Origin of the sequence: Aeromicrobium sp. 9AM (assembly GCF_902506105.1) — a bacterium.
Taxonomy (GTDB): domain Bacteria; phylum Actinomycetota; class Actinomycetes; order Propionibacteriales; family Nocardioidaceae; genus Aeromicrobium.
Map to the genome: position 1 here is coordinate 114,343 of NZ_LR733304.1, position 14,466 is coordinate 128,808.

Annotated in this window: 11 protein-coding genes; 3 read left to right on the forward strand and 8 right to left on the reverse strand. The window is 66.2% G+C overall.

Annotated elements, in window-relative coordinates:
* Window positions 1-37: 37 nt before the first annotated feature.
* Both BOSE46_RS06635 and BOSE46_RS06640 read right to left on the reverse strand, forming a co-directional pair.
* Window positions 38-2,338, reverse strand: a complete 2,301-nt coding sequence (locus tag BOSE46_RS06635) for a N,N-dimethylformamidase beta subunit family domain-containing protein (protein WP_159539496.1) — start codon at window positions 2,336-2,338, stop codon at window positions 38-40.
* Window positions 2,328-2,711 carry a hypothetical protein gene (locus BOSE46_RS06640; RefSeq protein WP_159539497.1) on the reverse strand — a complete coding sequence of 128 codons (384 nt, stop codon included), beginning with the start codon at window positions 2,709-2,711 and terminating at the stop codon, window positions 2,328-2,330. The genes BOSE46_RS06635 and BOSE46_RS06640 overlap by 11 nt, the downstream gene beginning before the upstream one ends.
* A gap of 196 nt (window positions 2,712-2,907) precedes the next feature.
* On the opposite strand from BOSE46_RS06640, the gene BOSE46_RS06645 reads away from it, so the two are divergent.
* On the forward strand, window positions 2,908-4,299 hold the full coding sequence (locus BOSE46_RS06645; RefSeq protein ID WP_201299561.1) for an APC family permease: 1,392 nt from the start codon (window positions 2,908-2,910) through the stop codon (window positions 4,297-4,299).
* A gap of 282 nt (window positions 4,300-4,581) precedes the next feature.
* Entirely contained in the window at window positions 4,582-5,127 is a 546-nt protein-coding gene (locus tag BOSE46_RS06650; protein WP_159539498.1) for an LPXTG cell wall anchor domain-containing protein, read from the forward strand.
* Window positions 5,128-5,555: 428 nt separating this feature from the next.
* Here BOSE46_RS06650 and hppD read toward each other — a convergent pair whose 3' ends face one another.
* The gene (hppD, locus tag BOSE46_RS06655) at window positions 5,556-6,755 is read right to left on the reverse strand and encodes a 4-hydroxyphenylpyruvate dioxygenase (protein WP_159539499.1); all 1,200 of its coding nucleotides are present in this window, start codon (window positions 6,753-6,755) and stop codon (window positions 5,556-5,558) included.
* 120 nt (window positions 6,756-6,875) lie between these two features.
* On the opposite strand from hppD, the gene BOSE46_RS06660 reads away from it, so the two are divergent.
* The gene (locus BOSE46_RS06660) at window positions 6,876-7,364 is read left to right on the forward strand and encodes an Lrp/AsnC family transcriptional regulator (protein WP_159539500.1); all 489 of its coding nucleotides are present in this window, start codon (window positions 6,876-6,878) and stop codon (window positions 7,362-7,364) included.
* 107 nt (window positions 7,365-7,471) lie between these two features.
* Here the strand turns inward: BOSE46_RS06660 and BOSE46_RS06665 are convergent, their stop codons facing one another.
* The 5 genes from BOSE46_RS06665 to araB form a co-directional block, all read right to left on the reverse strand.
* Window positions 7,472-8,659, reverse strand: coding sequence for a pyridoxal phosphate-dependent aminotransferase (locus BOSE46_RS06665; RefSeq protein ID WP_159539501.1), 1,188 nt, complete (start codon window positions 8,657-8,659; stop codon window positions 7,472-7,474).
* A gap of 19 nt (window positions 8,660-8,678) precedes the next feature.
* Window positions 8,679-9,962 carry a multiple monosaccharide ABC transporter permease gene (gene mmsB, locus BOSE46_RS06670; protein WP_159539502.1) on the reverse strand — a complete coding sequence of 428 codons (1,284 nt, stop codon included), beginning with the start codon at window positions 9,960-9,962 and terminating at the stop codon, window positions 8,679-8,681.
* On the reverse strand, window positions 9,959-11,500 hold the full coding sequence (mmsA, locus tag BOSE46_RS06675; protein WP_159539503.1) for a multiple monosaccharide ABC transporter ATP-binding protein: 1,542 nt from the start codon (window positions 11,498-11,500) through the stop codon (window positions 9,959-9,961). The genes mmsB and mmsA overlap by 4 nt, the downstream gene beginning before the upstream one ends.
* Before the next feature lie 76 nt (window positions 11,501-11,576).
* Window positions 11,577-12,659, reverse strand: a complete 1,083-nt coding sequence (gene chvE / locus BOSE46_RS06680) for a multiple monosaccharide ABC transporter substrate-binding protein (RefSeq protein ID WP_305782101.1) — start codon at window positions 12,657-12,659, stop codon at window positions 11,577-11,579.
* 104 nt (window positions 12,660-12,763) lie between these two features.
* Complete coding sequence (gene araB, locus BOSE46_RS06685) at window positions 12,764-14,443, reverse strand: ribulokinase (protein ID WP_236551644.1); 1,680 nt, start codon at window positions 14,441-14,443, stop codon at window positions 12,764-12,766.
* Between the last annotated feature and the right edge of the window lie 23 nt (window positions 14,444-14,466).

The following is a 14,466-nucleotide window of genomic DNA, read 5'->3' on the forward strand; positions in this document are numbered from 1 at the left end:
TCTACTCCCGGCCCGCTGGTGCCAGGTAAAATCCAGGTCAAATAACGCTGTCGATCGGCTCCTTGCGGAGGAACCGGTGAAGGACGTTGCCGGTCATCCGAGCCACGTTGTTCTCATAGCTGTTGTGCGAGAGAGATCCTGTGAAGGCGATGGATCCCACCGAGAAGTACGCGCCTCCGCCCTCGATCGGGCACAACACGATGTCGGCGCGAACACGCGGGTTCTCGGTCCCGCCGAGTCCGGGCAACGTCTCGTAAACCTCTTCCGCAGCGAGCAGATAGCCATCGGAGAACGGTCCGGACGTTGCCAGGAGCAGGGCTCCGGGTGCTGTGCCCAGGGACGGGTCGTAGCAGTCGATCTCCGCGCCGGCTGCCCCGCCGCCCATGATCCCGAAGCCGCCGATGAGCTCGTCGGACTCGATCCCGTCGAACACGAAGGCCGCCATGGGGTCGTGACTGTCCTCGAGGCGCTCATAGTGGGTGGAGCGGTCGAATCCCTGCGCGGCAAACCCGACTCCGACGAGCTTCTGCGGGGGCAGGCCTTTGTTGCGCCACAGGCCAGCCTGCTCGCCGGACGTCGTGTGCCGCGCGTCGCCAAATGGTGACTGGTGGGGGCGGGTTCCGCCGTCTGCGCGCCTGAGCTCCATGACGTACGGCTGCTCAGGGTCGAAGGAGACGGTTGCGAAGAATCCATTGCCTCCGAGATACATCAGTCGCCCACCAGTCGCCAAATACTTGTCGATCGACTCGATCTCGGTTCTGGTGACGTACTCAGGGTGGGCGCCGGTGATGACGACGTCGTAGCCCTCGAGCAGCGCGTAACCCTCGCGGTCCAGGTCATGGTCCGTGATGGCATCGAAGGGGATCGATTCGTGTTCCAGCCAGTGCGAGATGCAGAGGTCGGCAGGCAGGCCCCACGCTCCGCCGTGCTGGAACCACGCACGGTGGGTCGGCTGCATCGTGAGGATCGGCCGGCGCGAGCTTCCGAACACGACACCGGAGCCGTCGTTGTGGATCTCGTAGCAGGACCGACCGAACTCGGGGTGGTCCTGAAGTGCCAGATCGAGACCATCGACGATCGGGGTGTGGCTGACGATGATCTCGGCCTGGTCGGCCTCGAAGGCGATGCGATCGTTCGAGTACGCCAAGTAGGTCGCGGTGCTGAAGAGAACGGCCACGCGGTTCTTGCGCTCGGACGGCAGGACGAAGAACGGCATGAACTGCTCCACGCCAGGCGCGCTGACCTTGGCCGCGTACACACCGCTGGGCAGGCCGTCAGGGATCTCGAAGGAGAAGGAGGCCGGCCAGTCTGCGTCGGTGATGTCGTCGTCGTGGAAGTGGATCGCGTCGTACTCGTCCGGCACCCGCCGAAAGTCGGTCACGAACCCTTCGAACAGGGGTCCTGTCACGCCTCGCGTGGGCGTGTTCACGCATGTCCCATGGAAAGCGTTGGAGGACTTGTCCACCACGACGTCGAGCAGGAGGCCGTCGGATCGCGGACTCAGACCGAAGTGCCAGTCGCCCAGTGCCCTCTGATCCGACGAGTCCCCGCCCAACCGATCGATCCGTACTCCGCCGACCTTGCCGTTGAACGTCTCGTGCGCGACGAGTCGGTCTTCCACCCGGCGCGCGGATGATCCGATCCTGAGGTCGCCGACTCGCGGTTCGAAATGGGTTGCGCTACTTCTCGCGAAGTCGATGTCGAGTCCGGCAGTCGCTTCCGCGTTGCGGTTCATGATGTTCGCGACAGGGGAGGCGGACAGCGTGACGGCGCCTTCAGTTGCGGAGGCCGTGACCTCGAGCACGTACCACTGGTGGTCCTGCAGGTGCTGCTGCAGCGTGAGGGTCTGGATGGCCCCGTCCGTGTACCAGGAGAACGTCGGAATCCCGTCGTCGAGGGCCAGCGAGTAACCACCGATCTCACCAGCGACCGTGGTGCTCAGAACCGTCTGGAGCTGGCTGTCCCTGACCATCGAGTTCTGAGAGACGTGGTAGGCGCCGAACTCCCCCGATCGTTCGCTGCGGGGCAGGGTGGGATAGACGTATGCCCGGATCGAGGTCTCTGTGCAGTCGGCGAGCTTGCCATCATGCTTGACCTCGACGTATGAACCGGGCTGGCAGGTCTGGACCTGCCCGACGTACTCCCCGTCGATCGAGCTGGGGACCGGATCCTCGAGGAATCCCGGGCCGGCGGAGCCGGTGAATCCGTGGCGCAGGCGCACGAGCTCGGCGCGATAGCGCTCGACGTTCTCGGCGCTCACGTGGAATGAGAGGGTCTCGCCGGCGCGGCCGGACAGCGTGTTGCTGTAGCCGAAGAGGCCAGCAGTGTCAGTTCTCATGGGAGGTTCCTTCCGTGCCGACCGGGCCGGCAAACTGTGCAGCGCGATGCGTGAAGATGACGCGCATGGCGTCCTCGTAGCTGTGGTGAGCGTCGGAGCCGACGACCAGGTTGCCCGGCGCGCCCACGGTGACAACTCCGATCGCCCACGGTCCGTCGGGGCCCAGGGACAAGATGAGCTGCTTGCCGGTGATCGCCATGCTGCCCAAGGCGCGCCTGACTCGCGACGCCTTGTCGGTGTGCGGGCCGAGGGGATTGCGGAGCAGCTCGTCGAGGACTTCGCTCGTCAGGTCAGCCCTGACCCGGGCGTTGAACCGGCGGCCGAACACCGTCTCCAGCTCGGCTACCCGCTCCGTGGTTGTTCGCTGCACCATCGCCTGACTCCTCGTCTTGACCGATTCCTGTCACAGTAGGAATACGAGGGGATGTTCACCATCGGTCGACATACGTACTTCTTCGACGCCGGAGACGCGATTACGCACATCTGCGTATGGGATTCGAGTGCGCCGATACCTACGTTGATCTGAACTTCGGCTCCTTCGTGGGCCGCTTCTCAGAATCGAGCACACTATGTCCACCGAGCTAGGACGCGCAGCTGATGGGCCAGGCCACGAGGCCGAGGACACCCTTCAAGCGCTTGGATACGAGCAAGAGCTCAAGCGGTCGATGTCGCTGGCCGACGTCGTCATCTACGGCCTCATCTACATGGTGCCCCTCGCACCCGTCGCTGTCTTCGGCATCGTCTACAACTTCTCGTCGGGCGCCGTCGTGCTGGTGTACGTGGTTGCCGCCATCGCGATGTTCTTCAGCGCGGTGAGCTACAAGGAGATGGCGACAGAGTTCCCCATCGCCGGCTCCGTCTACTCCTATGTCCGCAATGGCATCGGCGACTTCGTCGGTTTCATCAGCGGCTGGGCGATCCTCCTGGACTACCTGCTGTTGCCGGCCTTGCTCTGTGTGTTCGCGGCGAGCGCGATGACCTCGCTCGTGGACGGCATACCCGGTGAGGCGTGGGTCGTGTTCTTCGTCGTGGCAACCGTGATCATCAACGTGCGCGGTATCGACGTCACCGCCAAGATGAACCGGATCTTCCTCTACATCCAGATGGTGACGCTGGCTGCCTTCATCGGTTGGTCGATCGTCGCGATCGCACAGGGACAAGGCTCGTTCTCGTTCACGCCGATCTTCAACCCGGACGAGTTCTCCTGGAACGTGGTGTTCGGCGCGATTCCGATCGCCGCACTCAGCTACATCGGGTTCGACGCGATCTCCACGCTCAACGAGGAGGCGGTCGACGGTGGCAAGACGACATCGCGCGCCACGATGATCGTGCTCTGGGCCGTGACTGCCATGTTCATCGTGCAGGTCTACTTCGCCGCGGCCTTCGTGCCCAAGGGCACGGAGTTCGCCGATGGCGATGCAGTCAACAACGCCTTCTACAACATCACGGGCGATGTCATGACCCACTGGTTCAAGGTTGTCGTGACGTTGGTCGCGGCCATGATCGCGCTGTTCGCCAACACCATCGCCTCCAACGGCGTCTCGGCCCGACTGCTCTACAGCATGGCTCGTGACGGGCAGCTCCCGAAATTCCTGTCGAAGGTGACCTCGCGGCAGGTGCCTGCGAACGCCATGCTCTTCATCGCCGCCCTCTCGATCCTGGTGGGAATCTTCGGTGTCGAGCATGTCGCGCTGCTGACCAGCTTGGTGACCTTCGGCGCCCTGACGGCGTACATCCTGTTGCACTTGAGCGTGCTGAGGCACTTCATCGTCCGGACCAAGTCGCGCAAGTACTTCGTGCATCTGGTCTCGCCGGTGATCGGGTCTGCCGTACTGGTGTACGCCCTGTGGAACGCGAGCAGCAACGCGAAGACCGTCGGCCTCATCTGGCTCGCCTTCGGCTGTGTCTTTGCGCTCGGCCTCAAGATGAAGGGCCGAGCCTTGGCTCAGTCGGACCTCTGAGCACGGGTTGACCGCCCCGGCATCCAGACTCGGAGGAAGGATGCCGGGGCGACAGTGACGATCACGATAGTGTGAATTTCCTGCGGGCGCGGGGAGTTCTCGAAGTTCGACGATCGTGGTGCTTGGCGCTCCCTGGGTTCCACGAGGCCCGCACGCAGACGGTTGCGAGAGCGTAACCCCGCCCGGTTGTCGGTCGTTGTCACGTCTGTAGTCGTAGGACGTTTTCGGGGCGAATTGGTCGGTTCGACACCTCTCGGACTGGGCCGTGGTCAAGGAGAAGGCATGCGGCGAGCGTCGAGGGCACTTCTGAGTTGTGGACTCATCATCGGAGTGCTGACCTTCGGGGTCATCGGCGCGAACAGCGCGTCGGCATACCCGGACCAGGCCTGTCAGATCAGCGTCAACAAGCAAGTCGTTCACCCTGGGGACTCCCTGCGCGTGACCGGCGAGTTCGTCGCGTCGCCAGACGAGGGTCTGCCCGTGCACTGGCGCGTGTCCTTCAACAAGGCCGTCGTACGCAAGGATGGCTCGACGTTCAGTCATACCTTCGCCATCCCGACTGTCCAGAAGAGAACCGTCCTCAGGCTCCAGGCGTCGGCGACCAATGGCAAGGTGACCTGTGACCCGTCGGTCGATATCCAGGTCGTGCCTCGGGGATCGAACTCCGACTCGCCTGATGCGTCCCTGCCCGACACGGGAGCACCCAGTCCTCTCGTCGCGATTCTCGGGTTGCTGTGTCTCGCCGTGGGCGCAACCGCCCTCCGCCTCGGCAGGCGCCATCCTGCGGTGCCGGGTGCGAACGCGCCCGATCACGCTCAAGGTCACTGACTCGCGGTCCGGCCTGCTCCCGAGGGAGCACGCCGGCATTGCTCCCTCGGGGAGCTCAGCCTCGCTGCGACGTGCGCCCGAAGATGCGGGGATAGATGGCCCAGGCGATCAGCAGCCCTTGGACCTCGATCAGCCCCGAGACGATGATTCCTGTGGTCGACATCGCGTTCTCCCTCGTTCGCCTGTGACGTGCTCAACGAGGAGGCGCGGCGATTGGTTATGAGGGCAGTGCGGCGTCAGTCGCGGCGTGAGGGCTTGCGACCGACGACGAACGGATAGATCGCCCATGCGATCAAGAGCGCCAAGACCTCGATCAGGGCGCCGACGAGCATGTCCAGCTCTGACATCGTCTCCATGGCTCAGCCTTCCCCGGGTCCCCGCCACACCTGCCATTTCAGTGTGGCCCCGTAGGCCAAACGTACCCCTTGTCAGAAGTTGCCGCGTTTGGCCTGCTCGCGCTCGATGGCCTCGAACAGGGCCTGGAAGTTGCCCTTGCCGAAGCCGAGCGACCCGTGGCGCTCGATGAGCTCGAAGAACACCGTGGGCCGGTCGCCGATCGGCTTGGTGAAGATCTGCAGGAGGTAGCCGTCCTCGTCGCGGTCGACCAGGATGCCGCGCTGCTGCAGCTCCTCGATCGGGACGCGCACGTTGCCGATGCGGTCCCGCAGCTCGGGGTCGGTGTAGTACGACTCGGGGGTGTCGAGGAACTCGATGCCCGCGGCCCGGAGCCGGTCGACGGTGTCGAGGATGTCGTTCGTGGCGAGCGCGAGGTGCTGGGCGCCGGGACCACGGTAGAACTCGAGGTACTCGTCGATCTGCGACTTGCGCTTGCCGACGGCCGGCTCGTTGAGGGGAAACTTCACGCGGTGGTTGCCGCTGGCCACGACCTTGCTCATCAAGGCGCTGTACTCCGTGGCGATGTCGTCGCCGATGAACTCGGCCATGTTGGTGAAGCCCATGATCCGGTTGTAGAAGTCGACCCACTCGTCCATGTGGCCGAGCTCGACGTTGCCGACGACGTGGTCGAGCGCCTGGAAGATCCGCTTCGGCGCGTCCGCGCGCTTCACGATCGACGAGCGGCGCTCGACGTAGCCGGGCAGGTAGGGGCCGGTGTACGCGCTGCGGTCGACGAGCGTGTGGCGGGTCTCGCCGTATGCCGCGATGGCCGCGGTGCGGATCGTGCCGTGCTCGTCGGTGAGGTCGTGCGGCTCCTCGAGGATCGTGGCGCCCTGGGTGCGGGCGTGGTCGATGCACGCGTCGACGTCGGGCACCTCGAGGGCGATGTCGATGACGCCGTCGCCGTGAGCGCGGTGGTGGTCGAGGATCGGGCTGTCGGGGTCGACGCCGCCCTTGAGCACGAACCGCACGGCGCCGCTCTCCAGGACGTACGCGTGGTGGTCGCGGTTGCCGGTCTCCGGCCCCGAGTACGCGACGAGGTCCATGCCGAATGCCGACTGGTAGAAGTGCGCGGACTGGGTCGCGTTGCCGACGGCCCAGACGACGGCGTCCCACCCGGTCACCGGGAAGGGGTCGGCTGCGGTGTCGTACTCCACCAGGCCGACGAGCTGCTTGAGCTGGTCGAGGTCGAGGTGGGCGAGGCGCTCGGAGTCAGTCAGGTCGAGAGTCATGGGTCCACACCAACGCATCGGGAGTGGATGAGCAAGCGGCGTAGTGAACGATGTGCGCATGTGCTACATCAGTCGCGTAGTCTGGAGCCCAACTGCACAATCTGCCCACTTGGAGGGTGTATGGATCAGCTGGATGTCGCGCTCGTGGAGGCCATGCGCGAGCACCCGCGCGTCGGCGACCTCGAGCTGTCCCGCATGACCAAGGTCGCGCGCGCGACGGTGCAGTCACGACTCGCCAAGCTCGAACGCGCCGGAGTGATCACCGGGTATGGCCCTGACGTCGACCTGGTCGCCGCCGGACACCCGGTGCTGGCGTTCGTGACGCTCGAGATTGCCCAAGGCATGCTCGATGCGGTGACCGACGAGCTCGACTCGCTGCCCAACGTCCTCGAGGCCTATGTCACGAGCGGAACGGCCGACGTGGTGTGCAAGATCGCGGCGACGTCGCACGAGGACCTGCAGGCGACCCTGCTGCACATCAGCCAGTCCGGATCGGTGGTGCGGTCGACCAGCGTGATCGTCCTGTCGGAGCTCGTACGCCCAAGGGTCCTGCCGATGCTCCGCAAGGGCGCGACCGAGGGCACCTCAAGAGCCCCGGCGTACAGGTGAGAGCTTGAGGGCCGCCCCCTAAGGAGGCCGCCAGCGGCCGACTGTGAGCGAAGCGAAGGGGGCTTACGTAACGCCCCTTCGCTTCGCTCACGCCCTCGTTCCTCGGGCTAGGGGCCGGTCGTGACGAGCACCTTGAGGCGGTCGAGGGCTTCTTCGATGACGTGGGGTTGCTTGCAGAAGGCCCAGCGGACCAGGGGACGCCCCGGATTCTGGCGCCGCCCTGAGCTTGTCGAAGGGTCGTAGAACACCTGGTGGGGGATCGCGACGACGCCCGCGCGCTCCGGCAGCGCCCGGCAGAACTCGACGCCGTCGGTGAACCCGAGCGGGGTGATGTCGGTCGTGGCGAAGTAGGTGCCCTCTGGGACGTAGACGTCGAACCCGAGACCGGCCAGGCCTTCGCACAGCAGATCGCGCTGTGACTGGAGCCGGGCACGGAGGTCGTCGAAGTACGCATCGCCGGCGCCCAGCGCGTGCGCGATCGCCGGCTGCAGCGGCGAGCCGGAGGTGTAGGTGAGGAACTGCTTGGCGCCGATCATCGCGCGGACGAGCTCGGCCGGACCCGTCGCCCAGCCGATCTTCCAACCGGTGAAGGAGAAGCTCTTGCCGCCACTGGAGATCGTCAGCGTCCGCTCGGCCATGCCGGGCAGGGTCGTGATCGGGATGTGCGGGAGGCCGTCGAACGTGAGGTGCTCGTAGACCTCGTCGCTGATCACGACGAGGTCGTGCTCGATCGCGACCTCGGCGATCGCGTCGAGCTCCTCGCGCCGCAGCACGCTGCCGGTCGGGTTGTGGGGGGAGTTGAGCAGGATTGCCGTCGTGCGCGGCGACACTGCGGCCCGCAGCTCATCGATCGGCAGCCGAAAGTTCGGGGCCCGCAGCGTCACGGGCCGGCGCACGGCACCGGCCATCTGGATCACCGCGACGTACGAGTCGTAGTAGGGCTCCAGCACGATGACCTCGTCGCCGGGATCGACGAGCCCCAGCAGCGCCGAGGCGATGGCCTCGGTCGCGCCGGTCGTGACGCCGACCTCGGAGTCGGCGTCGACGTCGAGTCCGTAGAACCGCTTCTGGTGCGCCGCGATCGCCTCGCGGAGCTCCGGCACTCCGGTGCCCGGAGCGTACTGGTTGCGGCCGCCGCGCAGGGCGTCGACCGCGACCTCCACGACCTCGCCAGGGCCGTCCGTGTCCGGAAAGCCCTGGCCGAGGTTGACCGAGCCGGTCCGCAGCGCAAGCGCGCTCATCTCGGCGAAGATCGTGGTGCCGAGACCTGACAGTCGTGCGCTCGAGGTCTTCATGCGGTCGATCCTATGGCGGCTAGGTGCGCACTTCCTCCGTGCCGGGGACCGCCGCCTGGTTGATCTCGTCGACGAGGTCGTCAGGTGGTGGCGCGGAGGTGGAGGCGTCCTCGGACCCGGCACCACCGCCGACCGACGTGCGCTTCTTGTTCCACACGTCGAACGCGACTGCGGCCAGCAGCACGAGTCCCTTGACCGCCTGCTGCCAGTCGATCGAGGTGCCCATCAGCGACATGCCGTTGTTGAGGACACCCATGACGAAGCCACCGATGATGGCGCCGATGACCGTGCCGACACCGCCGGTGACGGCGGCACCACCGATGAACGCCGCCGCGATGGCGTCGAGCTCGAAGTTGGTGCCGGCCTTCGGGTTGGCGGCCGTCAGGCGCGCGGCGGTGACCATGCCGGCGAGGGCGGCGAGCAGTCCCATGTTGGTCATCACGAGGAAGTCGATGCGGCGGGTACGCACACCCGACATCGTTGCGGCGTCGACGTTGCCGCCGATCGCGTAGACGTGACGGCCGATGATCGTGCGCTCCATGACGAAGCTGTAGATGCCGATCAGGACGAACAGGATCAGGCCCACGATCGGCAGGCCGCGGTACTGGGCGAGGATGTAGGAGAACCAGAAGATGGCCCCGACGATCGCCACGAGCTTGGCGTAGAACACCGGCAGCGGAAGAACCTCGAAGTTGTAGCGGATCGCGGACGAGCGCTTGCGGAACTCCAGGAACACCAGGAACACCGCCAGCAGGGCCGCGATCACGAGCGTCAGGTTGGCGAGGTCCGTGTCAGGCCCGACCTCGGGCAGGAACCCGTTGCCCATCGACTGGAAGCCCTTGGGCAGGTTGCCGATCGTCGCTCCGTCGAGCACGACGAGGGTCAGGCCGCGGAACAGCAGCATGCTCGACAGCGTCACGATGAACGCGGGAATGCCGACGTACGCCACCCAGAAGCCGTGCCAGGCGCCGATCGCGGCACCGAGGGCGAGGCAGAGGATCACGGCGATGAGCCAGGGGATGTCCCACTTCGTCATCATCGTCGCCGCGATCGCGCCGATGAAGGCCGCCACCGAGCCGACCGACAGGTCGATGTGGCGCGCGATGATGACCATGACCATGCCGATCGCGAGGATCAGGATCGACGCGTTCTGGGTCAGCAGATTGGTGACGTTGAGCGGGCGCAGCAGCACGCCGTCGGTCTTGATCTGGAAGAACACGACGATCGCCACGAGGGCGATGACCATGCCGTACTGCCTGACGTTGCCTCGCAACAGGCCCTTCATCGTGCTTGCGGTGCTCATCGTCGTACCTCTTGTCCGTGTGTCGTGGTCATGTAGCGCATCAGGGTCTCCTGGTCGGCTTCGGCGCGATCGAGCTCGCCGGTGATGCGGCCCTCGGCGAGGGTGTAGATGCGGTCGCAGAGTCCGAGCAGCTCCGGCAGCTCCGAGGAGATGACGATGACGCCGCGGCCCTGCTTGGCGAGGCGCTGGATGACGCCGTAGATCTCATACTTGGCGCCGACGTCGATGCCTCGGGTCGGCTCGTCGAGGATCAGCACCTGGGGGTCGGTGTACATCCACTTGCTCAGCACGACCTTCTGCTGGTTGCCGCCCGAGAGCTTGGCGACGCCCTCGTTGACGGTCGGCGTCTTGATGTTCATGCTGCTGCGATAGCGCTCCGCCACCACGACCTCTTCGCGCTGGTCGACCGTCAGGCCCTTGCGGAGCTTGTCGATCCCGGCCGCGGTCACCGAGCGCTTGATGTCGTCGAGCAGGTTGAGCCCGAGCGCCTTGCGATCCTCGGTCAGGTAGGCGATGCCGGCCTCGATCGCGGCGTGGACCGACTTGAGGTGCAGCTCCTTGCCGTCGAGGATCAGCTGGCCCTCGATGTGGCTGCCGTACGAGCGCCCGAAGATGCTGCGGGCGAGCTCGGTGCGGCCGGCGCCCATGAGTCCGGCGATGCCGACGATCTCGCCGCGGTGGACCTCGAGGTTGGCGTTGTCGATGACGGTGCGGGAGCCGTCGACGGGGTGCATGACGGTCCAGTTGCGGACCTCCAGCAGGACGTCGCCGATCTCGGGCTCGTGGTCGGGGAAGCGGTGCTCGAGGTCGCGGCCGACCATGCCGCGGATGATGCGGTCCTCGTCGACCTTGTCCTCGGCGACTGCGAGCGTCTCGATCGTCTTGCCGTCGCGGAGGATCGTGATGGCGTCGGAGATCTGCTCGATCTCGTTGAGCTTGTGGGAGATCATGATCGACGTGATGCCCTTGTCCTGCAGGCCCTTGAGCAGGCCGAGGAGGTGCTGGGAGTCGTCGTCGTTGAGGGCTGCGGTGGGCTCGTCGAGGATCAGCAGCTTGACCTCCTTGGACAGCGCCTTGGCGATCTCGACGAGCTGCTGCTTGCCGACACCGAGGTGCTTGACCGGGGTCAGGGGGTTCTCGGCCAGGCCGACGCGAGCCAGCAGCTCGATCGCCTGACGGTTGGTGCGGTCCCAGCTGATGATGCCGCCGGAGGCGTTCTCGTTGCCGAGGAAGATGTTCTCGGCGATCGACAGCTCGGGGATCAGCGCGAGCTCCTGGTGGATGATGACGATGCCGGCCGCCTCGCTCTGGCGGATGTCCTTGAACTCGACGACCTCGCCCTCGAAGACGATGTCACCGGCATAGGAGCCGTGCGGGTAGACGCCGCTGAGGACCTTCATCAGCGTGGACTTGCCGGCGCCGTTCTCACCGCAGATCGCGTGGATGTCGCCGGTGTTGACCGTGAGGTTGACGTCGTCGAGCGCGAGGACGCCCGGGAACTCCTTGGTGATGGAGCGCATCTCCAGGATGGGTTTCATGGTGCGGATTTCCTGTCGGTCCAGTGGGGGTGTGAGAGGTGGGGCGCCCCTACGCAGAAGGGGCGCCCCACACGTATCACTTGAGGTCGGCGTCCGTGTAGTAGCCGGAGTCGACCAGGACCTTCTGAACGCTGTCCTTGGTGACGGGCACCGGGTCCAGCAGGTAGGACGGGACAACCTTCTTGCCGTTGTCGTACGTCTTGTCGTCGTTGATCTCGGGCTTCTTGTCAGCACCGATCGCCTTGATCATCGCGACCGTGACCTTGGCCAGCTCGCGCGTGTCCTTGAAGATCGTCGAGTACTGCTCACCCTGGAGGATCGACTTGACCGACTGGACCTCGGCGTCCTGGCCCGTGACGACGGGCAGGGGCTTGTCGCCGCCGCCGTAGCCGTTGGACTTGAGCGCCGCGATGATGCCCAGCGACAGTCCGTCGTACGGCGACAGGACGCCGTTGACGGTCTCGCTGCTGTAGCTCTTCGTCAGGATGTTGTCCATGCGCTGCTGCGCCGTGGCGGGGTCCCAACGCAGGATCGCGGCCTGCTTGAAGCCGGTCTGGCCGGAGACGACCTTGAGGTCGCCGGAGTCGATCTTGGGCTGCAGGACCTTCATCGCGCCGTTCCAGAAGAACGTCGCGTTGTTGTCGTCCGGCGAGCCGGCGAACAGCTCGACGTTGTAGGGGCCCTTGCCCTTGGCCGCGAGGCCATCGAGCAGCGACTGCGCCTGGAGCTCGCCGACCTTCTCGTTGTCGAACGTCGTGTAGTAGTCCACGGCGTCGGAGTCACGGATCAGGCGGTCGTACGCGATGATCGGGATGTCGGTGTCCTGGGCCTTCTGCAGCGTGTCGCCGAGCGCCGTGCCGTCGATGGCCGCGATGACGAGCATCTTCTCGCCCTTGGTGACCATGTTCTCGACCTGCGAGACCTGGGTCGGGATGTCGTCCTCGGCGTACTGCAGGTCGACCTTGTAGCCGGCTGCCTCGAGCTGCTTCTTGATGTTGTTGCCGTCGGCGATCCAGCGCTCCGACGACTTGGTCGGCATGGCGACGCCGATCGTGCCCTTGTCGCCACCACCGCCTCCGCCGTCGCTGGAGCCGCCGCACGCGGTCAGGCTGAGCGCCACCGCGGTGCTCACGACTGCTGTTGCGAGAATCTTGCGCACTGATTTTCTCCTCATCGTTGCTCGGACTGCAGGGGCTGTCCCTGTCCGTTCTTCTGTGTTGCCTTGCGCAGACGTCGAAGCCCCTGCGCGAGTCGGTGGGTGGTTCATCGGCTGGCCTCACGTCTGCGGGCCTTGAGCCGATGCATGACGTCGTCGCCGCCGCGGCCGAAGTGGTCGTGGAGCGTGCGGTAGTCGTCGTAGAGCGCGTCGTACGCCTGGGCGCGCCCGGCATCCGGGAGGTAGGTGTCGCGGTTGACCCGGCCCATCGCGTCGGAGGCCGCGTGCACGTCGGGATAGGCGCCGGCGGCGACGGCCGCGTGGATCGCCGAGCCGAGTGCAGGCCCTTGGTCGGAGCCGATCGTCGAGAGCGGCAGGTCGAGCACGTCGGCGTAGATCTGCATCAGCAGCGCGTTCTTCTGCAGGCCGCCCGCGACGACGATCCCATTGACCGGCACCCCGGCCTCGTGGAACGTCTCGACGATCAGACGGGTGCCGAACGCCGTGGCCTCCAGCAGCGCTCGGTAGACCTCTTCGGGCCGGGTGGCGAGCGTCAGGCCGACGATCAGACCGGACAGGTCGTGGTCGACCAGCACCGAGCGGTTGCCGCTGTGCCAGTCGAGGGCGAGCAGTCCGTGCTCACCGACCGCCTGTTCGGCGGCCAGCCGGCTGAGGTGCTCGTGCACCGTCACCCCGGCCTCGTCGGCAGCCTGCGTGACCGCGGCCGGCACCTGCTGCGTCGTGAACCACTCGAAGATGTCACCGACGCCGCTCTGCCCGGCCTCGTAGCCCCACAGGCCGGGGGTGATGCCGCCCTCGACGACGCCGCACATGCCAGGGACCTCGCGCAGCACATCGCTGTTCATGACGTGGCAGGTCGAGGTGCCCATGATCAGGACCATCTGGCCCGACGCGATCGACTGCGCAGCCGGCGGCGTGACGTGGGCATCGACGTTGCCGGTGGCCACGGCGATGCCGGCCGGCAGCCCCGTCAGCGCCGCGGCGCTCTCGGTCAGGGAGCCGACCCGCTGCCCGAGGGCCGCGAGCGGACCGTCGATCTTGTCGGTGACGAAGTCGGCGAAATCGGGGTGGAGCTCCGCGAGGAAGTCGCGGCTGGGGTAGGTGCCGTCCTGCAGGATCCCCTTGTAGCCGGCGCTGCAGGCGTTGCGGGTCAGCGTGCCGCAGAGCTGCCACACGATCCAGTCGGCTGCCTCGACGAAGTGGGCCATCCGCGCATACACGTCAGGAGCCTCTTCGAGGAGCTGCAGGCCCTTGGCGAACTCCCACTCCGACGAGATGAGGCCGCCGTAGCGAGCCAGCCACACCTCGGAGCGCTTGCGGGCGAGCTCGTTGAGCCGGTCCGCCTGTCCTTGCGCTGCATGGTGGCGCCACAGCTTGACGTACGCATGGGGCTCGCCGTCGAGCCCGGGCAGCTCCGAGAGCGGCGTGCCGTCCTCGGTCGTCGGCACCATGGTGCAGGCGGTGAAGTCGGTAGCGATGCCGATCACGGACGCGGGATCGACGCCGGCCTCGTGCAGGGCGCGCGGCACGGCGACCTGGAGCACCTCGAGATAGTCGGCGGCCACCTGCAGGGCCCAGTCCGGTCCGAGCGGGGTGCCGTCCGGCAGCGCGCGGTCGAGGACTCCGTGGGCGTACGGATGGACAGCGGAGCCGAGCTCCTCGCCGTCGGCGACCCGGACGACCAGGGCGCGCCCGGACTGGGTGCCGAAGTCGACGCCGACGACGACAGCGGTCGGGTCACAGGATTCGGGCGCGTGCAAGGTCAACAGGCCCTCCTCCGAAGGCTAGA

Excerpts from the sequence above, each read along its gene's own strand:
- BOSE46_RS06635 (WP_159539496.1), bottom strand. The coding sequence starts at position 2,338 with ATGAGAACTGACACTGCTGGCCTCTTCGGCTACAGCAACACGCTGTCC.
- BOSE46_RS06640 (WP_159539497.1), bottom strand. The coding sequence starts at position 2,711 with ATGGTGCAGCGAACAACCACGGAGCGGGTAGCCGAGCTGGAGACGGTG.
- BOSE46_RS06645 (WP_201299561.1), top strand. The coding sequence starts at position 2,908 with ATGTCCACCGAGCTAGGACGCGCAGCTGATGGGCCAGGCCACGAGGCC.
- BOSE46_RS06650 (WP_159539498.1), top strand. The coding sequence starts at position 4,582 with ATGCGGCGAGCGTCGAGGGCACTTCTGAGTTGTGGACTCATCATCGGA.
- hppD (WP_159539499.1), bottom strand. The coding sequence starts at position 6,755 with ATGACTCTCGACCTGACTGACTCCGAGCGCCTCGCCCACCTCGACCTC.
- BOSE46_RS06660 (WP_159539500.1), top strand. The coding sequence starts at position 6,876 with ATGGATCAGCTGGATGTCGCGCTCGTGGAGGCCATGCGCGAGCACCCG.
- BOSE46_RS06665 (WP_159539501.1), bottom strand. The coding sequence starts at position 8,659 with ATGAAGACCTCGAGCGCACGACTGTCAGGTCTCGGCACCACGATCTTC.
- mmsB (WP_159539502.1), bottom strand. The coding sequence starts at position 9,962 with ATGAGCACCGCAAGCACGATGAAGGGCCTGTTGCGAGGCAACGTCAGG.
- mmsA (WP_159539503.1), bottom strand. The coding sequence starts at position 11,500 with ATGAAACCCATCCTGGAGATGCGCTCCATCACCAAGGAGTTCCCGGGC.